At 72.0% G+C, this 26,339-nt stretch carries 18 protein-coding genes; 16 read left to right on the top strand and 2 right to left on the bottom strand.

Translation table 11 applies throughout. The features are described from left to right. The first annotated feature begins 22 nt into the window (after nt 1-22). Genes ACH9D2_RS04440 through ACH9D2_RS04430 form a run of 3 tightly spaced genes read left to right on the top strand, consistent with a single transcriptional unit; the run spans nt 23 to nt 2,467 of the window. Complete coding sequence (locus ACH9D2_RS04440) at nt 23-907, top strand: class II fructose-bisphosphate aldolase (RefSeq protein ID WP_396361546.1); 885 nt, start codon at nt 23-25, stop codon at nt 905-907. Beyond that, a complete protein-coding gene (locus tag ACH9D2_RS04435; RefSeq protein ID WP_396361545.1) occupies nt 904-1,569 on the top strand; it encodes a dihydrolipoamide acetyltransferase family protein in 666 nt (221 codons plus the stop codon). Before ACH9D2_RS04440 ends, ACH9D2_RS04435 begins: the two co-directional genes overlap by 4 nt. A 10-nt stretch (nt 1,570-1,579) precedes the next feature. After that, on the top strand, nt 1,580-2,467 hold the full coding sequence (locus ACH9D2_RS04430) for a serine hydrolase domain-containing protein (RefSeq protein ID WP_396361544.1): 888 nt from the start codon (nt 1,580-1,582) through the stop codon (nt 2,465-2,467). A gap of 90 nt (nt 2,468-2,557) precedes the next feature. On the opposite strand, the gene ACH9D2_RS04425 is transcribed toward ACH9D2_RS04430, so the two are convergent. Continuing rightward, nucleotides 2,558-3,568 (bottom strand): sugar-binding transcriptional regulator, encoded by a 1,011-nt coding sequence (locus ACH9D2_RS04425; RefSeq protein WP_396361543.1) that lies wholly within the window; start codon nt 3,566-3,568, stop codon nt 2,558-2,560. Between the two features lie 253 nt (nt 3,569-3,821). On the opposite strand from ACH9D2_RS04425, the gene glpD reads away from it, so the two are divergent. From glpD to glgX, 10 genes are all read left to right on the top strand, one after another. Then, the gene (gene glpD, locus ACH9D2_RS04420) at nt 3,822-5,465 is read left to right on the top strand and encodes a glycerol-3-phosphate dehydrogenase (RefSeq protein ID WP_396361542.1); all 1,644 of its coding nucleotides are present in this window, start codon (nt 3,822-3,824) and stop codon (nt 5,463-5,465) included. Continuing rightward, complete coding sequence (locus tag ACH9D2_RS04415; protein WP_396361541.1) at nt 5,462-6,952, top strand: glycerol kinase GlpK; 1,491 nt, start codon at nt 5,462-5,464, stop codon at nt 6,950-6,952. The genes glpD and ACH9D2_RS04415 overlap by 4 nt, the downstream gene beginning before the upstream one ends. A 26-nt stretch (nt 6,953-6,978) precedes the next feature. Continuing rightward, complete coding sequence (locus tag ACH9D2_RS04410; protein ID WP_396361540.1) at nt 6,979-7,185, top strand: hypothetical protein; 207 nt, start codon at nt 6,979-6,981, stop codon at nt 7,183-7,185. A 32-nt stretch (nt 7,186-7,217) separates the two neighbouring features. Continuing rightward, entirely contained in the window at nt 7,218-7,940 is a 723-nt protein-coding gene (locus ACH9D2_RS04405; RefSeq protein ID WP_396361539.1) for a lipoate--protein ligase family protein, read from the top strand. Between the two features lie 39 nt (nt 7,941-7,979). Then, a complete protein-coding gene (locus ACH9D2_RS04400; RefSeq protein WP_396361538.1) occupies nt 7,980-8,462 on the top strand; it encodes a 6,7-dimethyl-8-ribityllumazine synthase in 483 nt (160 codons plus the stop codon). Between the two features lie 123 nt (nt 8,463-8,585). Further along, the gene (locus ACH9D2_RS04395; RefSeq protein ID WP_396361537.1) at nt 8,586-9,443 is read left to right on the top strand and encodes a 2-C-methyl-D-erythritol 4-phosphate cytidylyltransferase; all 858 of its coding nucleotides are present in this window, start codon (nt 8,586-8,588) and stop codon (nt 9,441-9,443) included. Between the two features lie 37 nt (nt 9,444-9,480). After that, the gene (ispF, locus tag ACH9D2_RS04390; protein ID WP_396361536.1) at nt 9,481-9,978 is read left to right on the top strand and encodes a 2-C-methyl-D-erythritol 2,4-cyclodiphosphate synthase; all 498 of its coding nucleotides are present in this window, start codon (nt 9,481-9,483) and stop codon (nt 9,976-9,978) included. 35 nt (nt 9,979-10,013) lie between these two features. Beyond that, on the top strand, nt 10,014-11,444 hold the full coding sequence (cysS, locus tag ACH9D2_RS04385; protein WP_396361535.1) for a cysteine--tRNA ligase: 1,431 nt from the start codon (nt 10,014-10,016) through the stop codon (nt 11,442-11,444). Nucleotides 11,445-11,484: 40 nt separating this feature from the next. Next, nucleotides 11,485-12,459: a 23S rRNA (guanosine(2251)-2'-O)-methyltransferase RlmB gene (rlmB, locus tag ACH9D2_RS04380; protein ID WP_396361534.1), complete on the top strand. Its 975-nt coding sequence runs from the start codon at nt 11,485-11,487 to the stop codon at nt 12,457-12,459. Beyond that, nucleotides 12,446-14,665 carry a glycogen debranching protein GlgX gene (gene glgX / locus ACH9D2_RS04375; protein ID WP_396361533.1) on the top strand — a complete coding sequence of 740 codons (2,220 nt, stop codon included), beginning with the start codon at nt 12,446-12,448 and terminating at the stop codon, nt 14,663-14,665. Before rlmB ends, glgX begins: the two co-directional genes overlap by 14 nt. A gap of 91 nt (nt 14,666-14,756) precedes the next feature. Here the strand turns inward: glgX and glgP are convergent, their stop codons facing one another. Next, the gene (gene glgP, locus ACH9D2_RS04370; RefSeq protein ID WP_396361532.1) at nt 14,757-17,354 is read right to left on the bottom strand and encodes an alpha-glucan family phosphorylase; all 2,598 of its coding nucleotides are present in this window, start codon (nt 17,352-17,354) and stop codon (nt 14,757-14,759) included. A gap of 157 nt (nt 17,355-17,511) precedes the next feature. Here glgP and ACH9D2_RS04365 point away from each other — a divergent pair, with 157 nt between their 5' ends. The 3 genes from ACH9D2_RS04365 to glgB all read left to right on the top strand — a co-directional run bounded on the left by ACH9D2_RS04365 (nt 17,512) and on the right by glgB (nt 25,817). Beyond that, nucleotides 17,512-19,950, top strand: coding sequence for a maltotransferase domain-containing protein (locus tag ACH9D2_RS04365; protein WP_396361531.1), 2,439 nt, complete (start codon nt 17,512-17,514; stop codon nt 19,948-19,950). Between the two features lie 108 nt (nt 19,951-20,058). Continuing rightward, the gene (gene treS / locus ACH9D2_RS04360; protein WP_396361530.1) at nt 20,059-21,825 is read left to right on the top strand and encodes a maltose alpha-D-glucosyltransferase; all 1,767 of its coding nucleotides are present in this window, start codon (nt 20,059-20,061) and stop codon (nt 21,823-21,825) included. Nucleotides 21,826-21,878: 53 nt separating this feature from the next. Continuing rightward, a complete protein-coding gene (glgB, locus tag ACH9D2_RS04355; protein WP_396361529.1) occupies nt 21,879-25,817 on the top strand; it encodes a 1,4-alpha-glucan branching protein GlgB in 3,939 nt (1,312 codons plus the stop codon). Nucleotides 25,818-26,339: the final 522 nt, after the last annotated feature.

Here is a 26,339-nt window from a genome sequence, read left to right as displayed (position 1 = left end):
CACCGGGAGAGGGAAACACATCATGGGACAGGTCAATCCCCGCGACGTCATCGACCGTGCGGTCGAGGGCGGCTACGCGGTCGGCGCCTTCAACATGCACAACGAGGAGACCACCGAGGCGCTGGTGCGCGCCGCCGAGAAGGCCCAGTCGCCGGTCTTCCTCCAGGTGGGTCGCGCCATCGTGCCCCACATGGGGCTGCGCAGAGCGTACGAGATGACCCGGCGCATCGCGGAGGAGTCCGACGCCGAGTACGTCATCCACCTCGACCACGGCCCGTGGGAGGAGGTGTTCGAGGCGATCAAGCTCGGCTTCACGTCCATCATGTACGACGGTGCGCACCTGCCGTTCGAGGAGAACATCCGCACCACGCGCAAGGTCGTCGAGGTCGCCCACTCCTTCGGAATCCCCGTGGAGGCCGAGCTGGGGAAGATCCCCGACGCCGACGAGAAGGTCGACTGGTCCTCCTACTACACCGACATCCATGAGGCCGAGCGCTTCGTCGCGGAGACCGGCGTCGACTTCCTCGCCATCTCCGTGGGGATCGTGCACGGCGTGCCCCTGGCCGAGCCGCAGCCGCTCGACATCCAGCGGATCAAGGACATCAAGTCCGTCACCGGGATCCCCCTGGTCCTCCACGGCGCGTCGGGCGTCCCCGAGGACGAGGTCCGTGCCGCCATGGCCGCAGGGGTCCACAAGTTCAACGCGGACACCGACCTCAGGCACGCCTTCCGGGCGGGCATCGAGGCGGTGTGGCAGCAGGGCGACCGGCAGCTCGAGGAAGCGATGGCCGAGGGGCGCGAACGCATGATCGCCGCCACCATCGAGAAGATGGAGCTCTACGGCTGCGCCCGCAGGGCGCCGTCCGGGGCCGCCGCGAAGGCCTCGCGCCTGGTGGGGTCGTCATGACGGTCGCGGAGCAGGAGGAGGGTGTCGTCACGCCGCTGAAGGGCATCCGCCGCACGGCCGCACGGCGAATGGTCACGGCGTGGGAGGCTCCGGTCTTCCACCTCGCGGTCGAGGTGGACATGACCCGGGCCCTGGGGGTGAAGCAGCGCGTGGAGAACGCCACAGTCACCGACGCGTTGCTCCAGGCCTGCGCACGGGCCCTCCGTGACCACCCGGCGATCAATGCCCACTACGGTGACGAGGCGGTGACCACGTTCGAGAGGGTGAACCTCGGCATGGCCGTGGCCACCGACGCCGGACTGGTGGTCCCCGTCATCCAGGGGGCCGACGGCCTGGACCTCTCGGGCCTCGCCGCGGCACGGCGCGACGTCACCCTGCGCGCCCGCGAGGGCCGCCTGGGGATGAAGGACGTGACCGGAGGGACGTTCACCGTCTCCAACCTCGGCATGATGGGCATCGACAGATTCGACGCCATCCTCAACGTGCCGCAGGTGGCGATCCTCGCGGTCGGGACGACCCGGCAGCGCCAGGTGTGGAACGACGGCGACCCGCAGTGGCGTCCCGTGGCCGAGCTGACTCTGACGTGCGACCACCGTGCGATCGACGGTGCCACGGGCGCCCGCTTCCTGGCCGCGGTGCGCGAGCACCTCGAGTCGGACTGAGGCGCGAGCGGTGGGCGACGTCGTCGACGGCTCCGTGCCCGGCCTGGGCCGGCTCCTGTCCGAGGAGCTGGCCCGCTGGCCGGTGGGTTCCGCCGGCGTCGTCGTGCTCGACGGCGAGGTCGTCCTGGGCTCGGCCGGCGCCCCCGGGCCGTTCCCGTGGGCCTCCGTCACGAAGCTCCTGACCGCCCTCGTCGTCCTGCACGCCGCGGACGAGGGCGCTGTCGACCTGGACGAACCGGCCGGGCCTCCGGGGGCGACCGTGCGCCACCTCCTGTCCCACGCGTCGGGCCTCTCCCTCGACGGGGAGAAGGTCATGGCGCCACCGGGCCGGCGGCGGATCTACTCCAACCGGGGCACCGAACTGGCCGCCGAGCACCTCGAGCGCCGCACGGGGCGCCCGTTCGGCGAGGAGCTCGCCGAACGGGTCCTCGGACCGCTCGGCATGGCGGGCACGCGACTGCAGGGTTCGCCCGCCCACGGCGCGCACGGTCCCGTCCGGGACCTCGCCCGGCTGGGGCGGGAGCTGCTCGCGCCACGGTGGTTCCCACCCGGTCTGCTCCGCACGGCCACCAGGACGTCCTTCGAGGGGCTCGCCGGGGTCCTGCCCGGGTTCGGGCGGCAGGACCCCAACGACTGGGGTCTGGGCTTCGAGATCCGCGGGCGCAAGAGGCCTCACTGGACGTCCCCGGACAACGATCCCTCAACCTTCGGCCACTTCGGGCAGTCGGGCTCGTTCCTCTGGGTCGATCCCGAGCACTCGCTGGCCTGTGTTGCCGCCGGGGACACCCCGTTCGGCCCGTGGGCCGCCGAGGCGTGGCCGCGGCTGTCGACGAGGGTCCTCGACGCCGCGGCGGTCCAGCGGCGCCGAGCGCACGGAGCTGGAGAGGACCTCCGGTAGCAGGCGTCGGGTGCGTCCCGGCGAAGGGGACCCTCGGATCGCGCCGGTGTCCCCGGGGGCCGCGCCATCACGCCGCGCGGGGATGCTGGGTCAGGCCTCCGCGTCCACCGTCGCGCTGCGCCCGGGGCGCACGGACAGGTCAGGCTCCGGGCCCGACAACAGGTACTCCGCCGTGCCGGCGTCGGTGACCAGGGTGTCCACCCACCCACCGGCCAGGGCCGCTCGGACGGCCTCGTGCTTGCGGTGGCCTCCGGCGACGGCCCAGCGGCGCCGCGCCGACCGGATCTGCTCGAGCGTCACCCCGATCACGAGCTCGTCGAGGCCACCCTTGACCGGCACGCCGTCGGCGTCGAGGAAGTGCAGGCACACCTCGCCCACGGCGCCGAGCTCCCGCATCCGCTCGAAGTCCTCGTCCGTGAAGAAGTTGTCCCCCGGGCGCAGCGACGGATCCACTTCACAGGCGCCGATGCCGACGAGCGCGAGGTCGATGGAGTCGAGCATCCGCAGGGCCTCGCGCGCGTAGGGATCGCGGCTGAGCAGCAGCTCCTTGACCTCCGGGTCGGGGACGACGCCGGGAGTGCGGAGGAAGACGGGCTGGCTTCCCGAGAACGAGGCCAGTCGCTGCGTCGACCGCGCGGCGTCGTGCTGCAGCTCGGGAGGGCCGAGATCGCCGAGCATCTCGACCACGCGCTCGGTGCGCGAGCGCATCGGCTGCAGGACGTCCACCATCTGACGCAGGGTGCCGCTCCAGGACGTGAACCCGATGGTCGGGGCGTCGAAGGCCATGTCCTGCAGCAGCGCGGCCATGGTGTGTGCGAGGTCGCGGCCGAGCTCCCTCTCGTCCTCGCTCACGGCGTCGATCACGTGGACCTCGCTGAGCCCGTAGCGGGCCTCCACGCGTTCCTCCAGGCCTGCGTGGATGTGCTGCGGGACCGCCACCACGGTCCGCACGACGGCCGCGTCCTCCGCCTGGGCGAGCAGTCTCGAGACCCGGGACTGCGAGATCTGCAACCGCTTGGCGATGTCCGTCTGGCGCATCCCGTGCGTGTGGTAGAGCCGGGCCACCTTGACCATCAAGCGCTGAGTGTCGACGTCTTCCATGGATTCAGGCTTCCTCACATTGACGACCGTGGGCTAGGGCGCCGGCCGTGGGCAGGGGTGTCAGGCGACCCAGTCTAATGCGCCACTGGCCAGGGTGGACGCCCCGCACGGCGGCACAGGCCTTGACACCGGTGCTGTGACGTTCGACACTATAAATGTCAATGCAGCGCATGAATAGAAATTCAGCCAGGCTGGTGCCGGCGGCTCGCCCTCGGCGGGTTGCTGTCAGTGAACGAACAGACAGGAAACCGACATGGACGACCTGACCATCCCGTTCGACCTCGTCGTGGTGGGAGCCGGGATCAACGGACTCGGCATCGCCCGCGACGCGGCCTCGCGCGGTCTGCGCGTGGTCCTGCTCGAGCAGGACGACATCTGCAGCGGGGTCTCCGCCTGGTCGGGGCGGCTGGTGCACGGAGGGCTGCGCTACCTGGAGCACCGGGACTTCCGCCTGGTGCGGGAGTCCTTGCGGGAGCGCGAGCGGTTGTTCCGGCTGGCACCGCACCTCGTGAAGCCGCTGCGGCTGATCATGCCCCTGTACTCCCACAACAAGCGTCCGGCGTGGATGATCCGACTGGGCATGGTGGTCTACGACATCCTGTCCTTCGACAAGCGCACCGGCCGTCACGAGGTCATGAGCGTCGACGCCACGCTCCGGCGGTTCCCCGGCATCGGCCGCCAGGGTCTCCAGGGCGCCGCGGTCTTCACCGACGGCCAGGTGGAGTACGCTGAGCGACTCTGCGTCGAGGTCGCGGTGGCCGCCGCCGGCGACGGTGCCGTCATCCGCACGAAGGCCCGGGTCGAGGAGGCGATCCTGCGCGACGGCAGGATCGCCGGGGTGCGGTTCTGCGACACCACGACCGGGGAGCTGCACGAGGTGCACGCACCCGTCGTCATGAACGTCGCCGGGCCGTGGATCGACCGGGTCCTGCGGCGCGGCGCCCCGCCGCAGCCCCGGCTCAACGGCGGCACCAAGGGCAGCCACCTCGTCGTCGACCCGTTCCCCGGTGCGCCCGACGATGTCGTCTACTACGAGTCGAAGACCGACGGGCGGCTCGTGCTGGTGATCCCCTGGATGGGGCGCTATCTCATCGGCACCACCGACGTCCGGTTCGACGACGATCCGGACGAGGCCCGCTGCGGCGAGGACGAGATGTCCTACCTGCTCGGCGAGGTGAACCAGCTGATCCCGCAGGCGAAGCTGACCCCCGGCGACGTGCTCTTCACCTACTCGGGCGTCCGGCCGCTGCCCTACGCTCCGGACGTGGACGAGTGGGAGATCCCCCGCAGCCATGTCCTGCACGACCACGCTCCGGACCTGCCAGGCTTCGTGACCGTGGTCGGCGGCAAGCTCACCACGTACCGGCAGCTCGCCGAGGAGGCCGTCGACGAGACCTTCGACCGCCTGGGCCGGAAGGGCCCGCGCTGTGTGACCGCGAATCTGCCGCTGCCCGGCGTCGTCGGAGATCTCGACGAGGTGCGCCGCTTCCTCTCCGACCGGGGGCTGGGAGCCCGCACGGTCGACCGGCTGGTCGCCCTCTACGGCGGCAGGGCGCTCGACGTCGTGGCCGAGGCCGAGCAGGACGCTCCGTTGCTCGAGGTGCTGCACGAGCGCACCGGTGCCCTCGCCGCCGAGCTGGTGTTCGCGGTCCGGCACGAGTTCGCCAGGACGCTGACCGACGTGCTGGCCCGCCGAGTGCTGCTCGCGTTCGAGCCCGGCCACGGTCTCGAGGTCGCCGACCGCGCCGCGGCCCTGCTCGGGGAGCGACTGGACTGGGACGCCGGCCGGCAGGCCGCCGAGCTCGCGGAGTACCGCCAGTGGCTGACCCGCCTCGCGGTGCCCGGCCGCGGGGGCGGGGCGGTGGAGAGCGACGCGCTGAAGGGCACCGCACGATGACGAAGCGTTACGTGATGGCCTTCGACGAGGGGTCCACGAGCGCCCGCACCGTCCTGGTCAGCCTGGACGGCCGGATCGTCGCCGAGGCGAGGAACCCCGTCGTCCCGCGGTTCCCCCGGCCGCGCTGGGTCGAGCTGGACCCGTTCGCGCTCTGGGGCGCCCAGCGGCGGAGCATGGCGGCTGTGATGGCCGAAGTCGGCGCCGTGACCGACGAGATCGCGGCCGTGGGGATCACGACGCACCGCGAGAGCTGTCTCGTGTGGGACCGCCGGACCGGGGAACCCATCCACCCGGCCCTGATGTGGATGTCCAAGCAGACCGACCCCATCGTGGAGCGGTGGCGCGCGCAGGGGCTCGACGACGAGTTCCGCGCCCGCACCGGGCTGTTCAACGACTCGTTCTTCAGCGCCGCGAAGCTGGCGTGGTTGCTCGAGAACGTCCCGGGGGCCCGGGCCCGGGCGGAGAACGGCGAGCTCGCGGCGGGGACCGTAGACACCTGGCTGCTGTGGCAACTGACCGGTGGTCGCTCGCACCTGACCGACCACAGCGAGGCGTCCCGGACCGCGCTCTTCTCGCTCGAAACACTCGACTGGGACGAGAGGCTGCTCGAGGCCTGCGGGATCCCGTCCGGCCTGCTTCCGCCGGCCGTGGCCTCCGACGCCGAGTTCGGCGAGATGCGGCCGGCCGACGTTGGACTGCCCGGGGCGGCGCCGGTGCCGGTGACCGCGGTCATGGCCGATCAGCAGGCCGGCATGTTCGGACAGGCCTGCTTCGAACCGGGCTCGGCGAAGAACACCTACGGCACGGCCAGTGTCCTCACCGTCAACAGCGGCGACCGCCCCGACGTGCTCGACGGGCTCACGGCCAGCGTCGGCTGGACCGTAGGAGGGACCACCACCTATGAGGCCGAGGGAGTGGTCTTCCACTCGGGGCAGACCCTGCAGTGGATGCGAGAACGTCTGGGGGTCCTGGGAGGTGGCGACGACATCGCCGCGGTGGCCTCCCGCGTCCCCGACACCGGCGGTGTCTACGTGGTGCCTGCGTTCGCGGGGCTGTCCGCTCCGTACTGGGATCGCGAGGCGCGCGCGAGCATCGTCGGGCTCACGCTGGAGAGCGGCGCGGAGCACGTCGTCCGAGCCGGCGTGGAGGCCATGGCCTACCAGACCCGTGACATCGTCGACGTCCTCGTGGCGTCGGGGACCGCCATGCCCGCGCTCAAGGTGGACGGGGGAGCGGCGGGCAGCGACCTGCTCTGCCAGTTCCAGGCCGACATCCTCGGCATCCCGGTGTGCCGGCCCGTCGAGCTGGAGCGCACCGCCCTCGGTGTCGCGCACGTGGCGGGCATGGGGGTCGAGCTCTGGCGGCAGAGCGACCTGTCCGACCGCTGGGCGCTCGACCGGGTCTTCGAACCGCAGATGCCCGAGGCCAGGCGCGAGGAGCTCTACGCCGGGTGGCAGGCCGCCGTCCGGACGGTGACCGGCGGCTGAGCCGCCAGAAGGAGCGTCGAACGACCATGACCGTTCCCCACGACGGCCGCGAACTGCTGCGGCTGGAGGTCCGCAACGCCCGGGCGAGGATCGGGAAGCACCTGGAACGGATCCGCAGGAGGCCGCAGCACGCCGGGCTGCAGCCGCTCGTGCGAGCAAGGAGGCGCCGCGCGGTGTGCCACGGGGCCGGCCGCCGCTACCGGCATGTCGTCGGGAAGCGAGCCTCGGGATGACGGCGGCGTGCGGCGCTCAGACCGTCGCCGTCGTGCACGACCCCGCCCCGCAGGACGGTGAGTCCGAGATGGCGTTGGTGCGGGACAAGCTCGCGGGCCTGGCCGCCGGTGGTCACGCGGAGCTGCTGCTCGTCCCAGCTCGCCCGACCGCGGCCTTCAGCCGCCGCGACGCCCTGCTGCCCGGCTTCGGCGCGGCCCAGCAGGTCGTCCGGGAGCACGGCTTCGCGCCGATGCTGCGGCCGGTCGGCGGGCACCTCGCCGTCTACGACGAAGGATCCCTGGTCCTGCACCTGTGGGCGCCGCATCCTGATCCCCGGACGCACATCCACCGCCGCTTCGAGCTGCTGAGCGGGGCCATGGCCGACGCCCTGCGGAGCCTCGGCGTGGACGCCCGGGTCGGTGCCGTGCCCGGGGAGTACTGCGACGGCGAGTTCAGCGTGAACGCCTCCGGCAGCGCGAAGCTGATCGGGACGGGACAGCGCATCACCCGGGTGGGCTACCTGTTCAGCGCCGTCGTCATGGTCGACGGCGCTGCCCGCGTCCGGGATGCCCTCTCAGTCGGCTATTCGCGACTCGGGCTCGAGTTCCGCCCGGAGACCGTCGGCTGCGTCGCCGACTCGGTGCCGGGGGTGACCGTCGACGACGTCCGGCAACAGCTGCTCGCGTCCTTCGCCGATGTGCTCACCCTCGACCCGGACCCGGCACTGGCGGGTTCCGTCCGGTCCGTGGGTCCGCCACTGCGAGTGCCCGCGTGAAAGACTTCTGCCACGACTTCCCGAAGAAAGGACCCTGCCTTGAACACTGCATCCGTCTCCCCGTCCCGTGTGGCGATCGTCGCGGCCCAGTGGCACGCCGACATCGTCGACCGTGCCGTCGACAGCTGTGAGGCGCGGCTGAAGAGCCTCGGCATCACCGACGTCGAGATCCACCGGGTCCCGGGGGCGTTCGAGATCCCGCTGCTCGTGCGCCGCCTCGCGCTCTCCGGCAGGTACGGCGGCATCGCCACTGCCGCGCTGGTCGTGGACGGCGGCATCTACCGGCACGAGTTCGTCGCCGGCACCGTGGTCGAGGCCCTCATGCGGATCCAGCTGGAGACGGACGTCCCCGTGTTCTCCGCCGTCCTGACCCCGCACCACTTCCATGAGCACGCGGAGCACCAGGGGCAGTTCTCCCGGCACTTCGTGACCAAGGGCGAGGAGCTGGCGGACGCGGTCTCCTCGACGCTCGCCGCGCTGGCGGCCGTGACCCGCGAGAATCGTTCCGGGTCCGCCGTGTGACGAGTGCTCCGGGTCGTGCGCGACGGCCGACGGGCAGTCCTTCCGGTCCGGGGTCGTCGTCACCGGTCCAGCGTCGACGCCGTTCCGGAGCCGGTAGTGTCCGGGTCGCACGATGACTAGGGTGTGAGGGTGAAGAGTCCATCAGACCGGAGTCCCGCAGCACCTGCCACGGCAGCCGGTGTCGTTCTGGCCGCGGGGTCGGGCACACGATTCGGTGGCTCCGTGAACAAGGCATACCTGCGGCTGGGGGAGCGCAGCCTCGTCTCCTGGTCCCTCGACGTCATGGCCCGAATCGACGGGATATCACCCCTCGTGCTGGTCATCCGCCAGGAAGACCGCAGACATGCCGAAGAGGTGCTCGACGAGGTGGATGCCGAGGTCGAGCTGGTCCATGGGGGTTCGACGCGACATCATTCGGAGCTGCTTGCCTTCCGGCACCTCGGGCCGCGGATCGAGGCCGGGACGGTGGACTCCATCCTGGTCCACGACTCCGCCCGCCCTCTGCTGTCGGTGGACCTGTGCGCCGCGGTGCTCCGGGCGACTCGTGCGCACGGAGCGGCGGTACCGGTCCTCGAGGGACCGGACCTCACGATGGTCCGGGAAGGAGGCGACATCTCCTCGGGTCCGCACCGCAGCCGACTGGTGCGGACCCAGACACCCCAGGGGTTCGAGGCGAGCTCTCTCCTGCAGGCCTACGAGACGGCCTGGGGCCAGGAGTTCCACGCCACGGACACGGCCGGATGCTTCGCCCGCTGCACAGATCGTCCCATCCATTGGGTTCGCGGGGAGGACGCGAACTTCAAGATCACGTATGCCCACGACCTGCTCGTGGCGCAACGACTCCTCCCTGTCACTCCGCGGACGATGACGCACGCGGCCGTCTCGGGGCCCGCGACACCTGATCGGTCCGGCAGGACCCGCCACCGCCACCGGGACCGAGCCGACCCGGCTCGACCGTCCGGACCGGCCCCCGCCGGCTGATGCGCGGCACGGCAACGCAGAGTGCGACACTGGGCGGGTGAAACCGATCCTGCCCCGCACCGGCATCGCCGTGGACGTCCACGCCTTCGGGCCCGAGGGCACCCCCCTGTGGGTCGCCGGACTCGAGTGGCCGGGGGAGCGGGGGCTCGCCGGGCACTCGGACGGGGACGTCGTGGCCCACGCCGCGGCCGACGCCCTCTTCTCGGCCTCGGGCACGGGGGACCTGGGCGTCAACTTCGGCGTGGACCGCCCGGAGCTCGAGGGCGCCTCGGGAGTGCGGATCCTCGCCGAGGCGGCCAGGATCGTGCGCGCGGCCGGCTTCGAGATCGGCAACGTGGCCGTGCAGCTGATCGGGAACCGGCCGCGGTTCGCCCCGCGGCGCGCCGAGGCCGAGGCCGTGCTCACCGCCGCGGCCGGCGCGCCCGTCACGGTCAGCGCCACGACCTCCGACCAGCTCGGGCTCACGGGCCGCGGCGAGGGACTCGCGGCCGTGGCCACCGCCCTGGTCGTCCCCGCGGACGCGGGTGGGGCCTGACCGGCGCACCACCGCCCGCCCTTATGATGGGCCGTGTGACTCTGCGCTTCTACGACACCGCCACCGCGACCGTGCGGGACTTCGTGCCCGCCCACCCCGGCGAGGCCCGTCTGTACTACTGCGGCGCCACCGTCCAGGGAATGCCGCACATCGGCCACGTCCGCTCGGCCCTGGTCTTCGACCAGCTCGCCCGGTGGCTCGCCCACCGCGGCTACCGGGTCACCACCGTGCGCAACGTCACCGACATCGACGACAAGATCCTCGCGAACTCGGCCGCGTCCTTCGCCCCCGGCTACGACGGCGACCACCCCCGGGAGCCGTGGTGGGCGCTCGCCTACCGGTTCGAGCAGGCGTTCAACGCCGCCTACGACGCCATCGGCGTCGACCGGCCCACCTACGAGCCGCGCGCCACGGGCCACGTCCCCGAGATGCACGCCCTGATCCGCGCCCTGATCGACGCCGGGCACGCCTATCCGGCGCCGGACGGCTCCGGGGACGTCTACTTCGACGTCCGCTCCTGGGAGCGCTACGGCGAGCTCACCCACCAGTCGGTCGACGACATGCAGGACGCCCCCGACGCCGACCCCCGCGGCAAGCGGGACCCCCGCGACTTCGCCCTGTGGAAGGGGTACAAGGCGGGCGAGCCCGAGACCGCCCGGTGGGACTCGCCCTGGGGGGCCGGCCGGCCCGGCTGGCACCTCGAGTGCTCCGCCATGGCCGCGAAGTACCTCGGCGAGCACTTCGACGTCCACGGGGGCGGCCTGGACCTGCGCTTCCCCCACCACGAGAACGAGCTCGCCCAGTCGACGGCGGCCGGACAGCGGTTCGCGACCCTCTGGCTGCACAACGGGCTCGTCACCTACGCGGGCGAGAAGATGTCCAAGTCGATCGGCAACACCGTCTCCCCGGCGGACATGCTCGCCCAGGCCCGGCCGCTGGCCGTGCGCTACTACCTCGGCCAGGCCCACTACCGGTCCGTGCTGGACTACCGGCCCACCTCCCTCGCCGAGGCCACGACCGCGGTCGAGCGGGTGGAGTCCTTCCTGCGCGCGGCCCGGGACGCGGGGGCCGACCTCGCCGGGGCGGCCGGTGACGTGCCGCAGGCCTTCGGCGAGGCGATGGACGACGACCTCAACGTGCCCCAGGCCCTCGCCGTCCTGCACGAGACCGTCCGCGCCGGCAACTCCGCGCTCGCCGACGGCCTGGACGCCGCCGCGCCCGCCGGCGCGGTGCGCGCCATGACCGACGTGCTCGGGCTGACCGCGCTCATGGACCTCGGGGAGGCCACGGGGAACGCGGCCGAGCACACGGCCCTCGACGCCCTCGTGCGCTCGCTCCTGGCCCAGCGCGACCAGGCCCGCGCCGCCAAGGACTGGGCCCGGGCCGACGCCATCCGGGACGAGCTCGCCGCGGCCGGCGTCGCGGTGCGCGACGCCGCCGGCGGATCCACCTGGTCCGTGGCCTGACCGGGCCGCCCCCACCACCCACGACCGAACAGAGGAACCCATGCCAGCCCCCAAGCGTCCCGGCGCGATCCGCAAGAACAAGAAGGGCCCGCTGGTCGGCACCGGCGGCCACGGCCGCAAGGCCCTCGAGGGCCGGGGCCCCACCCCCAAGGCCGAGGACCGCCCGTACCACAAGGCGCACAAGATGAAGAAGGCCGCCGAGCGCCGGCAGAGCCCGGGCGGCCGCGCCCCGGCGCGCTCCCGGGGCAAGGTCCAGGAGGACCTCGTCACCGGGCGGAACTCGGTGCTCGAGGCGCTGCGCGCGGACATCCCCGCCAAGGCCCTGCACGCGGCGAGCAAGATCGACGTCGACGACCGCGTGCGAGAGATCCTGCAGATCTGCGCCGAGCGCGGGATCACGATCCTCGAGTCCTCGAAGGGCGAGCTCGACCGGCTCACCAGCGACGCCGTGCACCAGGGCGTGGCCCTGCAGGTGCCGGCCTACGAGTACCAGGACGCCGTGGAGGCCGCCCAGAAGTTCATGACCCAGTGGGAGAAGCGGCACATCCGCCGCCCCCCGCTGATGGTCGCCCTCGACGGGATCACCGACCCGCGCAACCTCGGCGCCATCATCCGCAGCGTCTCCGCCTTCTCGGGCAACGCCGTGATCGTGCCCGAGCGCCGGTCCGTGGGCGTCACGGCCTCCGCCTGGAAGACCAGCGCCGGTGCCGCGGCCCGGGTGCCCGTCACGAAGGCGGCCAACCTCAACCGCACGCTCGAGGAGCTCAAGGCCATGGGCTACTTCGTGGTCGGCCTCGACGGAGGCGGCGACGTCGAGCTGCCCGGCCTCGAGCTGGCCTCCGAACCGCTCGTCATCGTGGTGGGCTCGGAGGGCAAGGGCCTGTCCCGGCTGGTCACCGAGAACTGCGACCAGATCGTCTCCATCCCCATCGACTCCACGATGGAGTCGCTCAACGCCTCGATGGCCGTGGGCATCACCCTGTACGAGGTGTCGCGACGCCGTGCTGGTTCCTGAGCCCCGGCGGCAGGACACCGGTCGGCCGTACGTCTCCCACCCCTACCCCCTCGGGGTCCACCCCTCGCACGAGCGCGACGGCAGCGCCAACGTGGCCGTCTACGCCCCCGGGATCCCCGACCTGGACATCGTCTTCCGGCTGCCCGGCGGGCGCTGGCAGCGGCAACGGCTCACCGGCCGCACCGGAGGGGTGCACCACGGGACGGTCCCGCCGGCCGAGCAGCAGCGGCTCTCGGAGACGGGCTTCGACTACCTGCGGCACCGGGACGAGGCCCCGGCCCTGCCCGCCGGCACGGAGTACGGCTTCGTCGCCGCCGACTCGCCCGTCGCCTCCCGGCACCGCTCCCCGGACCCGGTCGAGCAGCAGATCCTGCTCGACCCCTACGGCAAGGGGCTGCGCCGCGTCGCCCCGCCGCCCGGGGTCGACGACCCCGGCCCCGACGCCTACGGGGGCCGGTACGCCTCCGTGGTCGTCCAGCAGGACTTCGACTGGGACGAGGACCGCAGCCCCGCCACCCCGTGGCGGGACACCGTCGTCTACGAGGCGCACGTCAAGGGCCTGACCGCCCTGCACCCGGACGTCCCGGAGGACCTCCGGGGCACGTACGCGGGTCTCGCGCACCCCGCCATGACCGAGTACCTCACGTCCCTGGGCGTCACGGCCGTCGAGCTCCTGCCCGTGCACGCCCACCTGGACGAGCCGCACCTCACGTCCCTGGGGCTGAGCAACTACTGGGGCTACAACACCCTGGGCTTCTTCGCCCCGCACGCCGGCTACGCGACCGAGGCCGCCCGCGCCCGCGGGCCGCAGGGCGTGCTCGACGAGTTCAAGGCCATGGTCCGGGACCTGCACCGCGCCGGGCTCGAGGTCTACCTCGACGTCGTCTACAACCACACCGCGGAGGCCGGGCAGGACGAACCGGCCTACTGCTGGCGGGGACTCGGCGACAAGGCCTACTACCGCCACGGCGAGGACGGCCGCTACGTGGACGTCACCGGCTGCGGCAACTCCGTGAACTTCGGCAACCCGCGAGTGGTGCAGATGGCGCTGGACTCCCTGCGCTTCTGGGTGGAGCGCTGCCACGTGGACGGCTTCCGCTTCGACCTCGCCCCCGAGCTGGCCCGGGACGAGCGCCACCGCTTCACCCGCCACCACCCCTTCCTCGTGGCCGTCGGCGCGGACCCCGCCCTGTTCGGGACGAAGCTCATCGCCGAGCCCTGGGACGTGGGCATGGGCGGCTGGCAGACCGGTCACTTCCCCGAGGGGTGGGCCGACTGGAACGACCGCTTCCGGGACACCGTCCGCGACTTCTGGCTCACCGGCCCGCGCAGCATGAGCCTGGGCGGGGACGGGGGCAACGCCGCTCGGCTCGCCGGGGCGCTCGCCGGCTCCTCGGACATGTTCGCGGCGTCCGGGCGCAGCGCCCTGGCGTCCGTGAACTTCGTGACCGCCCACGACGGCTTCACGCTGGCGGACCTCGTCTCCTACGACAACAAGCACAACCAGGACAACCTGGAGAAGAACCGGGACGGGACCAACGACAACCACTCGTGGAACCACGGGGTGGAGGGCCCGGCGCGCGACGTCCGGATCCGGGCCGACCGGGCCCAGACGGCGCGCAACGTCATGGCGACCCTGCTCTTCTCCCAGGGCGTGCCCATGATCACGGCGGGGGACGAGTTCGGCCGCACCCAGCGCGGGAACAACAACGCCTACTGCCAGGACAACGAGCTGTCCTGGGTGGACTGGCGGCTCACCCCGGCGGACCGCGCCATGCTCGCGGCCACCCGCTCCCTGGTGGGCGTGCGCGGGGAGTTCCTGACGGGACAGCCGTCCCACTTCCCGACCCGCCCCGACGAGGTCATGATGCACTGGTTCGGCCCGGACGGGACGGCCATGACCGCCACCGGCTGGCAGACCCCCGGGGCCCGGACCATCCAGGTGCTGATCGGGTCCCGGGGCGGCCGGGTGGCGGGGCTCATGGTGGTCAACGGCGCGAGCGCCGACATGGCGATCACCTTCCCGCGCCTCACGGACCTGCAACGGCCCGAGGAGGACGGGCACCCCCTCGAGAAGGCCGACGGCGTCTACTCCCTGGTGCACAGCACTGCCTCGGTGCTGCACGGGCGCTACGGCACGCGCTACCGGGCGGGCGAGGCGCAGGGCGTCCCCGCGAGCTCGGTGACCCTCTTCCGGGTGCTCTGAGCCGCGAGGCCCGCGCATGGGAGCGGCCGTACCCCGCCGGCGCCGGGTGCGGCCCCTCCCGTGCGCGGCGCGGTGCCGCGCCGCGGGCGGCTCAGGCGTTGGTCACCAGTCCCAGCTCCGCCTTGTCCGCGAGCTCGGGGTGGGCCGGCAGCACCCGGACGGTGTAGCCGAACGGCCCCGAGCGGTCCACGGTGATCGTCCCGCAGAACTTGTGCCGTCCGCCGCCCAGGTCGCCGACGGGGCTCAGGTCCGCGTACTTGCGCTCGTGGATGTGGTCCGTCTCGGAGACCCGGCCGTACCCGACCTCCGCGCACACGTCGGCCGGGCTCAGCGCGCCGAGCGAGACGTAGGCGCACACCGTGAGCTCGTCGCCGATCTGCGGCTCCTGGGCGACTCCCTCGGTGTCGACGTGCTCGACCGACACGTGGTCCCACGCCTGGCGCACGCGCCCCACCCACCGGGACTTCGCCCGGGCGGTCGCGTGCCCGTCGAGCGCGGCCCGGCGGCCGGAGACGGCGGCCGGGACGTAGAGACGCTGCACGTAGTCCTCGATCATGCGCTTGGCGGAGACCCGCGGGCCCAGGGTCGCCAGGGTGTGCTTGACCATGGCCAGCCACTGGTGCGGTACGCCGTCGGTGTTCGGGTCCGAACCCTCCGCGCTCTCGCCGTAGAACCGCGGGGCCACGTGGTTCTCGATGAGCTCGTAGAGCGCGGCGGCCTCGATGTCGTCGCGCTCGTCCGGGTGCGCGCCCTCGTCGGCGGTCGGGATGGCCCAGCCGTTCTGGCCGTCGTACATCTCGTCCCACCAGCCGTCGAGCACCGAGAGGTTCAGCCCGCCGTTGAGGGCGGCCTTCATCCCGGAGGTGCCGCACGCCTCGAGCGGACGCAGCGGGTTGTTCAGCCACACGTCGCAGCCGGGGAAGAGGGTCCGGGCCATCGCGATGTCGTAGTTGGGGAGGAACACGATCCGGTGGCGCACCTCCGGGTCGTCCGTGAAGCGCACGAGATCCTGGATCAGGCGCTTGCCCTGCTCGTCGGCGGGGTGGGACTTCCCGGCGACCACGAGCTGCACCGGGTGCTCCGGGTCCAGCAGGATCTTCTTGAGCCGCTGCGGGTCCCGCAGCATGAGCGTGAGCCGCTTGTAGGTGGGCACCCGGCGGGCGAAGCCGATCGTGAGCACGCCCGGGTCGAGGACCGTGTCGGTCCAGCCCAGCTCGGCGTCCGCGAGACCGCGCTTCTTCCACGACGCCCGCAGCCGGGCCCGGACGTCCTCCACCAGGCGGGTGCGCAGCTCCCGGCGGACGGCCCACAGCTCGGCGTCGTCGGCGTGGTAGACCCGGCGCCACCGCGCGGCCCGGTTCAGGTCCGGGCCCATCGGGTCCAGAGCCAGCTCCGCCATGCGCGGGTCGATCCACGTCATCACGTGGACACCGTTGGTGATCGAGCCGATAGGCACCTCCTCGACGTCGAAGCCCGGCCACAGCCCCTGGAACATCCCCCGGGAGACCACGCCGTGCAGCTTGGCCACCCCGTTGGCGCGCTGGGCCAGGCGCAGGCCCATGACCGCCATGTTGAACTTGGACCGGTCACCGCCGTCGTAGTCCTCGGCGCCCAGCGACAGGACCTCGGCCGTGGGCACGGACGGGGCGAGACCCGCGTCGAGGAAGTGCTCGATCTGCGCCTGCTCGAACCGGTCGATGCCCGCCGGCACCGGGGTGTGGGTCGTGAACACGGTGGCCGAGCGCACCGCGGTCAGGGCCTCGTCCCAGGTCATCGGCTCGGTCCCGTCCGCGGGGTCCATGAGCTCCGCGATCCGCTCGACGCCCAGGAACCCGGCGTGGCCCTCGTTGCAGTGGTAGACCTCCGGGGCGGGCGCGCCGGTCAGCCGGGAGAAGGCCCGCAGCGCGCGGATCCCGCCCATCCCGAGGAGCAGCTCCTGCTGCAGCCGGTGATCGCCGCCGCCGCCGTAGAGGCGGTCCGTGACGTTGCGGGCGTGGTCGTCGTTGTCCGGGATGTCGGAGTCGAGCAGCAGCAGCGGCACGCGGCCCACATCGGCCCGCCAGATGTGGGCGGACAGGGAGCGGCCGTTGGGCAGGGGCAGGGTGATCCGGACGGGGCGCCCGTCCTCCTCCCGCAGCAGTGTCAGCGGCATGCCGTCCGGGTCGAGCACGGGGTAGGACTCCTGCTGCCACGCGTCCCGGGACAGGGACTGCTTGAAGTAGCCGTGCTGGTAGAACAGGCCGACCCCCACCACCGGCACGCCGAGGTCCGAGGCGCTCTTCAGGTGGTCGCCGGCGAGGATCCCCAGCCCGCCCGAGTACTGGGGGAGCACGGAGATGACACCGTACTCCGCGGAGAAGTAGGCGATGGCCCGGGGGGCGTCCCCCGTCTGGGTCCTCTGGTACCACAGGTCGTCGGTGAGGTAGCGCTCGAGGTCGGCGTCCAGCTCCTCGATCCGGCGCACGGTGGCCGGGTCCTGGGCGATCTGCTGGATCTCCTCGCGGGTGAGGGAGCCGAGGAGCTTGACCGGGTCCCCGTGCACCGCGTCCCAGGCCTGGGGGTTCAGGTCGGCGAACAACTGTTCGGTGGGCCGGTGCCAGGACCAGCGAAGGTTCCTCGCGAGCCGGCTCAGAGGGGCGATGGACTCCGGCAGCACGGTGCGCACGGTGAATCTACGGATTGCCTTCACGCGGTCAGACTACCGGTGCCGCGGCGCCGGACGGAGGCGCCACGGCCCATCCGTCCCCCGGCGTGCCGGGCCGCCACGCCGGTGCAGGGACACCAGGACGGCGACACCGTCCCACGGTTCGACAGCGGGGTTAACGATCGCCGGGTTTGTCGCTAACGTGGTCCAAGTGAGCCAAGCCAACACGCCGTCCCCGTCCGACCCGGCCCCGAGCCCGGCCGGCACGCCCGCCCCCGACCCCTCGACGACGCCCGCCGTTGCCGGCGCCGAGACCGGTGCCGCCGCGGCCCCGGCCGAGCAGCCCGCCAAGAAGGCACCGGCCCGGCGCAGAGCGTCCACCGCCCGGAAGGCCGCGGACGCGGAGGTCGCGGCGCCCGTGCCCGACGAGCCCGGCGTCGCCGTCGTCCCCGCCGCGGAGCCCAAGCCCCGTGCCCGGCGGACCGCGACCGCCAGGACCGCAGCCGAGAAGGTGCCGGCCGCCAAGGCCGGCACCACGAGGACGGCCACCGCCAAGAAGACCACCACGCCGCGGAAGGCGACGACTCCGCGCCGGAAGGCCGCCGGCTCGGCGTTCTCCCGCGAGGGGCTGGTCTACGGCCGGATCCCGGTCGTCGGCGTGAGCCCCGTGGTCGAGGACGGGCGCTTCCCGGCCAAGGCCGTGCCGGGCGAGACGATCCGGGTCGGCGCCACCGTGTTCCGCGAGGGCCACGACGCCCTGGGCGTGACCGCGGTGCTGTACGACCCGCAGGGCGTGGAGGCCGAGCGCGTGCCGATGCGCCTCACCACTCCCGGCACGGACCGCTACGAGGCGTGGCTGACGCCGACCGCCGAGGGCGCCTGGACCTTCGCCGTCGAAGGCTGGGGCGATCTGTTCGAGACGTGGCGCCACGCCGCCGAGATCAAGGTGGGTGTGGGCCAGGACGTCGACCTCATGATGGCCGAGGGCGTCGTGCTCTTCGACCGCGCCGCCGCGGAGCCCGGCCGCCCGGACTCCGACGCCGAGCTGTTCCGCTCGGTCTCGCGCACGCTCGGCAACGGCGAGCTGCCCGCCGAGCACCGGCTCGAGGCCGGCACCTCGGCCGAGGTCCTGGCCGTGGTCGCCGAGCGGCCGGTCCGGGACCTCGTGACCGAGAGCCGCCGCTACCCGCTGAAGGTCGAGCGGACCGCCGCCGGCCGTGGGTCCTGGTACGAGTTCTTCCCCCGCTCCGAGGGCGCCCTCTTCGACGCCGAGTCCGGCACCTGGGCCTCCGGCACCTTCCGGACGGCCGCGGAGAGCCTCGACCGTGTCGCGGCCATGGGCTTCGACGTCATCTACCTGCCCCCGATCCACCCGATCGGCCGCGCCCACCGCAAGGGCCCCAACAACACGCTGGTGGCCGGTCCGCAGGACCCGGGGTCCCCGTGGGCGATCGGCGCCCCCGAGGGCGGGCACGACGCGATCCACCCGGACCTCGGCTCGTTCGAGGACTTCGACGGCTTCGTCGCCCGCGCCGGGGACCTCGGTCTCGAGGTGGCCCTGGACCTCGCCCTGCAGGCCTCCCCGGACCACCCGTGGGTCACGGAGCACCCGGAGTGGTTCACGACCCGTGCCGACGGTTCCATCGCGTACGCGGAGAACCCGCCGAAGAAGTACCAGGACATCTACCCGATCAACTTCGACAACGACCCCGAGGGCCTGTCCCTCGAGGTGCTGCGGATCGTGGAGCTGTGGATCTCCCACGGGGTCAAGATCTTCCGGGTCGACAACCCGCACACCAAGCCCCTGTGGTTCTGGGAGTGGCTGATCGGCACCGTCAACGCCAAGCACCCCGAGGTCGTGTTCCTGGCCGAGGCGTTCACCCGCCCCGCCATGATGCAGGGCCTCGCGCGGGTCGGCTTCCAGCAGTCCTACTCGTACTTCACCTGGCGCAACACCAAGAAGGAGATCGAGGAGTACCTGGAGGAGATCAGCCACGAGACCTCCGCGGTGTACCGGCCGAACTTCTTCGTCAACACCCCCGACATCCTCACCGAGTACCTGCAGTTCGGCGGTCCGGCGGCCTTCAAGATCCGCGCCGTCCTGGCCGCCACCGGCTCCCCCCTGTGGGGCGTCTACGCCGGCTACGAGCTGCACGAGCACGTGGCCCGGGCGGGTGCCGAGGAGTACGTCGACAACGAGAAGTACGAGTACCGGCCCCGGGACTTCGCCGGCGCGGAGGAGCGCGGCGAGTCCCTGGCCCCGTACCTCACGCGGCTCAACGAGATCCGGCGCCGGCACGCCTCGCTGGGCGACCTGCAGAATCTCACGGTGCAGTCCACGTCCGACGACGCCCTGGTCGCGTACACGAAGACGAAGACCGTGCGGCACGGGGGCTCGAGCTACAAGGACACGGTCGTCGTGGTCGTCAACGTGGACCCGCACGCGGTCCGCGAGGGCACCGTGTGGCTTGACCTGGAGTCCCTGGACCTGGACGACGCGGACTTCAACGAGGACGGCAGCTTCTGGGTGGACGACCTGCTCAGCGGGCACTCCTGGAAGTGGGGGACGCACAACTACGTGCGGCTGGACCCGCACTACGACCCCGCGCACGTCCTGCACATCCGCCGCAACGTCAAGTAGGGGCTCGACCGCACCCCGCCGGGGCCCTCCTGGGCGCACTGCCCGGGAGGGCCCCCTTCCCAGCACCGATGGCCTCCGACCCACCTGTCCGAAAGGCGGCACCCCCGCATGAGCATCTCGCCGTTCTCGCTCAACGCCCCCGGCATCTCCCACGACCCCGACTGGTTCCGCAAAGCGGTGTTCTACGAGGTGCTCGTCCGGGCGTTCTCCGACGCCAACGGTGATGGCTCCGGCGACTTCTCCGGACTGATCGACAAGCTCGACTACCTGCAGTGGCTGGGCATCGACTGCCTCTGGCTGCCGCCGTTCTTCGAGTCCCCGCTGCGCGACGGCGGCTACGACATCTCGGACTACTACTCGGTGCTCGACGAGTTCGGCACGATCAGCGACTTCAAGCGCCTCGTGGCCGAGGCGCACGCCCGCGGCCTGCGGGTGATCATCGACCTCCCGCTCAACCACACGAGCGACCAGCACCCCTGGTTCCAGGCCTCCCGGGAGGACCCCGACGGCCCCTACGGCGACTTCTACGTCTGGTCGGACACGGACGAGCTGTACCAGGACGCCCGGATCATCTTCGTGGACACCGAGGAGTCGAACTGGACGTTCGACCCGATCCGCCGCCAGTTCTTCTGGCACCGGTTCTTCTCCCACCAGCCGGACCTCAACTTCGAGAACCCCGCCGTGGTGGAGGCCGTCCACGACGTGGTGAAGTTCTGGCTCGACATGGGCATCGACGGCTTCCGGGCCGACGCGATCCCGTACCTGATCGAGGAGGAGGGGACCAACTGCGAGAACCTCCCCGGCACGCACGACTTCCTGGTCGGCCTGCGGCGCATGATCGACGAGCAGTACCCGGGGCGCGTGGTGGTCGCCGAGGCGAACCAGATGCCGCACGAGGTGGTGGAGTACTTCGGCAGCGAGGAGGACCCCGAGTGCCACATGTGCTTCCACTTCCCGATCATGCCGCGGATCTTCTACGCGCTGCGCGACCAGAAGGCCGCCCCGATCGTGGAGACCATGCACGAGACCCCGGACATCCCGCGCGGCACGCAGTGGGGCACGTTCCTGCGCAACCACGACGAGCTGACCCTCGAGATGGTGACCACCGAGGAGCGCCAGGCGATGCTGGGCTGGTACGCCCCCGACTCCCGCATGCGCGCCAACGTGGGCATCCGCCGCCGGCTGGCGCCCCTGCTGGACAACTCGCGGGCCGAGATCGAGCTGATCCACGCCCTGCTCCTGTCCCTGCCGGGCAGCCCGTTCCTGTACTACGGGGACGAGATCGGGATGGGCGACAACATCTGGCTCGACGACCGCGACGCGTCCCGCACCCCGATGCAGTGGACCCCGGACCGCAACGCCGGGTTCTCCAAGGCGGACCCGGGCAAGCTGTTCCTGCCGGTCGTGCAGTCGCTGGTCTACCACTACAACCAGGTCAACGTGGAGGCGCAGCTGGCGTCGTCGTCGTCCCTGCTGCACTGGATGCGCCAGATGCTCGCGGTGCGCAAGGCACACCCGGCCTTCGGCCTCGGCTCCTACGTCAACGTGGAGACGGACCACGACTCCGTGCTCGCGTTCCTGCGCGTGCTCCCCGACGACGAGACCGACGACGGCCGCGGCGAGACCGTGCTGTGCCTGTTCAACCTCGCCCACACCCCCGCCTTCGCGCGGATCCGGCTGCCCCAGTTCGCGGGCCGCGGGCTGCGCGAACTCTTCGGCGGCGACCTGTTCGGCGAGGTGGACGAGGCCGGGGAGTACCGCATCACCCTCGGCAGCCAGGACTTCTTCTGGCTGCGTCTGCGGGCGGCCGCCCGCGACGACGGCTCGGCCCCGCAGACCACGGCCATGCCGATCATCACCGCGACCAAGTCCTGAGCGCGTCCGCGCGTCCGGACACCTCCACGCCCGTCCCGGAAGGACCCGATCCCATGACCGACCAGCACCCCGACGAGCTCCTCGACCTCCTGCGCCGGTGGCTGCCGCGGCAGCGGTGGTTCCCCTTCGCGGACGGCGGCACGGGCGTGGAACTGCGGGTCGTCGCCCAGCTCGCCCTGCCCGAGCAGGACGGCGCCGGGGCCCGGATCCTGCTGCTCGAGGCCTCCGAGGCGGCTCGCACCGAGCTTCTCCAGGTGCCGTTGACCTTCCGCGCCGCACCCCTCGAGGGCGCCGAGCGCTTCCTGGTCGGGGAGCTGGCACCGGCCGCGGCCGAGGACTCCGGGGCGGACGAGGCGCCGGAGGAGGGCCCCACGCCCCGCCGGGCCGCGCGCTTCCTCCGGGAGCGGGCCGCCCGTGCCGGCCGGGCCGTGGCCCACCGCACGGGTCTGCCCCTGCCCGGGGCGGAGGACGCGGTGGCCGGTCCCTGGGTCTACGACGGGGTCGGGGACCCGGCGTTCGTCGGCCCGGTCCTCCAGCTCATGCAGCGGGCGGAGTCGGTCAGCTCCGGTCCCCTGGGACTCACCGTGACCGGTGCGCACGGCGACGCGCTGAACGTGCTGTACGCCGTCGAGGCGCCCGAGCAGGTGCGCGTGATCTCGAGCGAGCAGTCGAACTCCTCGGTGATCCTCACCCCGCCCGCGGGCCGGGCGGACGCCGACGCCGTGATCGTGAAGTTCTTCCGCGTGGTGGGGGAGGGCGACAACCCGGACGTCGAGGTGGGCCGTGAGCTCACCTCGCTGGGCTGCCCCGCGGTGCCGAGCACCTTCGGGTGGCTCGACGCCCGCTGGCGCGCCGGGCTGACCACGGTGCAGGGACAGCTGGCCGTGGCCACCGAGTTCCTCGCCGGTTCCGCCGACGCGTGGGCGCGGGCCGTCGAGGCGGCGGAGCAGGGCGCGGACTTCTCCGAGGAGGCCCGGGAGCTGGGCCGCACCACCGCGCGGGTGCACCGCGACCTGGGCCGCGCCTTCGGTGCGGACGCACCGGACGACGTCGCCCGCGCCCGTCTCCTGAACGACCTCGGAGGGCGCCTGCGCTGGGCCCGCACCGAGACCGGCTCCCTCTTCTCGGATCACGCGGCGGCCCTCGACCAGCTGATCACGTCCCTCGACGACGTGCCGGAGCTGCCCCCGCTGCAGCGCATCCACGGCGACTACCACCTGGGCCAGGTCCTCCAGACCGAGGACGGGCAGTTCAAGGTCCTGGACTTCGAGGGCGAGCCCCTGCGCGCGATCGAGGAGCGCACCCGGCCGGACGTCGCCCTGCGCGACGTGGTCGGCATGCTCCGGTCCTTCGACTACGCCGCCGCCTTCGGCGCCCGTGCCGGCGCGGCGGACGCCGAGGAGTGGGGCCGGCGCGCCGGCGACGCCTTCCTGGCGGGCTACGAGCAGGGCGCCGGGCACGCGGTGGACCGCGGATCCCCCCTGTTCCTGGCGCTGTGGCTGGACAAGGCCCTGTACGAGGTCGTCTACGAGCAGCGCAATCGACCCGACTGGGTGGAGGTTCCGGCCGCGGCGGTGCGCCGTTCACTGGAGGGCCTCCGGTCGCGTAGCGTGAACCCTGATACAGCCGGGGCGGACCCCGCGTCCGGCACCGACCACGACGACGACAGCTCCCGCTCCGCGCGGTACACTTCGGCGGAACCGGGAACGGAAATCGAGGACGCAGTGAGCGCCAGCACTCCGCAGGACCGATCCGACCCCGTCCAGACATCCCGAGCCGTCCCGGCCGGCCACGACGTGGCCCCTGCGGGACCGGTGCCCGTGGCCGAGCACGTGCTGGCCGCGGTCTCCGAGGGCCGGCACCACGACCCGCACGGCGTCCTGGGCGCCCACCTGAACCCGGACGGCAGCGTCACCGTGCGCACGCTGCGCCGGTTCGCGACCGCCGCGGCCGTCGTGACGCAGGACGGCACCTTCGAGCTCGAGCACGAGTGGGGCGGCATCTTCACGGGCGTGGTCCCCGCGCACGAACCGGGGCGGATCCCCGACTACCGCGTGGACGTGACCTACCGGGACCTGGAGCCGCAGCGGATGGACGACCCGTACCGCTTCGGGCCGACCCTCGGTGAGCTGGACCTCCACCTCATCGGGGAGGGCCGCCACGAGACGCTGTGGACCGTCCTCGGCGCCCACGTGCGCCACTATCCCTCGGCGATGGGCGACATCACCGGCGTGGCCTTCGCCGTGTGGGCGCCCAACGCCCAGGCGGTGCGGGTCATCGGCGACTTCAACGGCTGGGACGGCAGCGAGCACGCGATGCGCTCCCTCGGGTCCTCGGGCGTCTGGGAGATCTTCATCCCGGGCCTGGGCTCCGGCGCCACCTACAAGTTCCGCATCCTCGGCCGGGACGGCGGCTGGCGCGAGAAGGCGGACCCCATGGCCTTCGGCACCGAGGTGCCGCCGTCCACCGCCTCCCGCGTCTTCGAGTCCGACTACGAGTTCCAGGACGACGCCTGGATGGCGCGCCGAGCGGCGACCGAGCCGCACAACGCGCCCATGAGCGTCTACGAGCTGCACATCGGCTCGTGGCGCAAGGGTCTCGGGTACAAGGACCTCGCGAAGGAGCTCGTCGAGTACCTCACCTGGCAGGGCTTCACCCACGTGGAGTTCATGCCCGTGGCCGAGCACCCGTTCGGCGGCTCGTGGGGCTACCAGGTGACGTCCTACTACGCACCGTCCTCCCGCTTCGGCAGCCCGGACGAGTTCCGCTACCTCGTGGACCAGCTGCACCAGGCCGGCATCGGCGTGATCGTGGACTGGGTCCCGGGCCACTTCCCGAAGGACGAGTGGGCACTGGCCCGGTTCGACGGGGAGCCCCTGTACGAGCACGCCGACCCCCGCCGGGGCGAGCACAAGGAGTGGGGGACCCTCATCCCCGACTACGGCCGCAACGAGGTCCGGAACTTCCTGGTGGCCAACGCCTCCTACTGGCTCGAGGAGTTCCACGTGGACGGCCTGCGCGTGGACGCGGTCGCGTCCATGCTGTACCTCGACTACTCGCGCAACGACGGGGAGTGGGCGCCCAACGTCTTCGGCGGCCGCGAGAACCTCGAGGCCATCGCGTTCCTCAAGGAGGCCAACGCCACCGCGTACAAGCGCACCCCGGGGGTCGTCATGATCGCCGAGGAGTCGACGTCCTACCCGGGCGTGACCCGGCCGACCGACGCGGACGGGCTGGGCTTCGGGCTCAAGTGGAACATGGGGTGGATGAACGACACCCTCGAGTACATGGCGGAGGACCCGGTCAACCGGTACTACCACCACAACAAGCTCACGTTCTCGCTGGTCTACGCCTTCTCGGAGAACTTCCTGCTCCCGATCTCCCACGACGAGGTCGTCTACGGCAAGGGCTCCCTGCTGCGCAAGATGCCGGGCGACCGGTGGCAGCAGCTCGCCAACGTCCGCGCCTACCTGGCCTTCATGTGGGCCCACCCCGGCAAGCAGCTGATCTTCATGGGCACGGAGTACGCCCAGGAGTCCGAGTGGTCCCAGGAGCACGGCCTGGACTGGTGGCTCTCCGAGACCCCGCCGCACAAGGGGGTGCAGGAGCTGGTGCGCACCCTCAACGGGATCTACCGCGAGACCCCCGCGCTGTACGAGCGGGACAACAACCCCGCCGGGTTCGAGTGGATCGACGCGGCCGACGCCGGGCGCAACACCCTCTCCTTCACCCGCTGGGACGAGCAGGGCAACCCGCTCGTGTGCGTGGCGAACTTCGCCGGCAACCCGCACGAGAACTTCCGCCTGGGCCTGCCGTGGGCCGGTGAGTGGGTCGAGGCCCTCAACACGGACTCCGAGCACTTCGGCGGGTCCGGCGTGGGCAACCTCGGCAAGGTCACCGCCACCGAGGGCGCGCACAACGGCAACCCCGCCTCGGTCGAGCTCACCGTTCCGCCGCTGGCGGTCCTGTACCTGAAGCCGGTCGAGCGCTGAGCCGGCCCCGGCCGTGCCGAGAGGTGCGGACCGGAGCCACCGGAAGGGCCCGGATCCTCGGATCCGGGCCCTTCCGCCGTCCGCGGGGCACGGGCGGGCAACCCGTCGACGGGCCGCGGCGGGGAGGTCGCGGGACCCGGTTTGCACGGGCCGCGGAAACGGAGTAACTTCTTCCAAGTCGTCACGGCGAGGAACTCCTCCGGGAGATCCACGGGACGGCATCCCGCTCCGGACCGTCCGCACCGAGCAACCAGCGAGTTGCCCGGGACCGGAAGAGTGTTAGGGTGGGAGATTGTGAGCTTCGCCGGAAGGCGGCGCCGTCACGATCGGGTAACCAAGAGTTCACCCGAGATTGACCGGGGTCGGCCGGAAGGGCTAAGGTTGCAGAGCACTCCGGCAGCAAGGTGTCAAGCGAGACACGCTGATCGGTCTGTTGTTTGAGAACTCAATAGTGTGCCATGTTTGTTGATACCGGATGTTTTATTCGGTTGATTGGTTGTCGCCGTTCCGCCTCCGTGGGGT

It is taken from the genome of Kocuria rhizosphaericola (genome assembly GCF_044462205.1).
GTDB lineage: Bacteria > Actinomycetota > Actinomycetes > Actinomycetales > Micrococcaceae > Kocuria > Kocuria rhizosphaericola.
The sequence above is the reverse complement of the archived record's forward strand: the minus strand, read 5'-3'. Positions and strand labels throughout refer to the sequence as shown.

Bases quoted from the DNA above. Each gene is read 5' to 3' on its own strand.
- ACH9D2_RS04440 (WP_396361546.1), top strand. From the start codon at position 23: ATGGGACAGGTCAATCCCCGCGACGTCATCGACCGTGCGGTCGAGGGC.
- ACH9D2_RS04435 (WP_396361545.1), top strand. From the start codon at position 904: ATGACGGTCGCGGAGCAGGAGGAGGGTGTCGTCACGCCGCTGAAGGGC.
- ACH9D2_RS04425 (WP_396361543.1), bottom strand. From the start codon at position 3,568: ATGGAAGACGTCGACACTCAGCGCTTGATGGTCAAGGTGGCCCGGCTC.
- glpD (WP_396361542.1), top strand. From the start codon at position 3,822: ATGGACGACCTGACCATCCCGTTCGACCTCGTCGTGGTGGGAGCCGGG.
- ACH9D2_RS04415 (WP_396361541.1), top strand. From the start codon at position 5,462: ATGACGAAGCGTTACGTGATGGCCTTCGACGAGGGGTCCACGAGCGCC.
- ACH9D2_RS04410 (WP_396361540.1), top strand. From the start codon at position 6,979: ATGACCGTTCCCCACGACGGCCGCGAACTGCTGCGGCTGGAGGTCCGC.
- rlmB (WP_396361534.1), top strand. From the start codon at position 11,485: ATGCCAGCCCCCAAGCGTCCCGGCGCGATCCGCAAGAACAAGAAGGGC.
- treS (WP_396361530.1), top strand. From the start codon at position 20,059: ATGAGCATCTCGCCGTTCTCGCTCAACGCCCCCGGCATCTCCCACGAC.
- glgB (WP_396361529.1), top strand. From the start codon at position 21,879: ATGACCGACCAGCACCCCGACGAGCTCCTCGACCTCCTGCGCCGGTGG.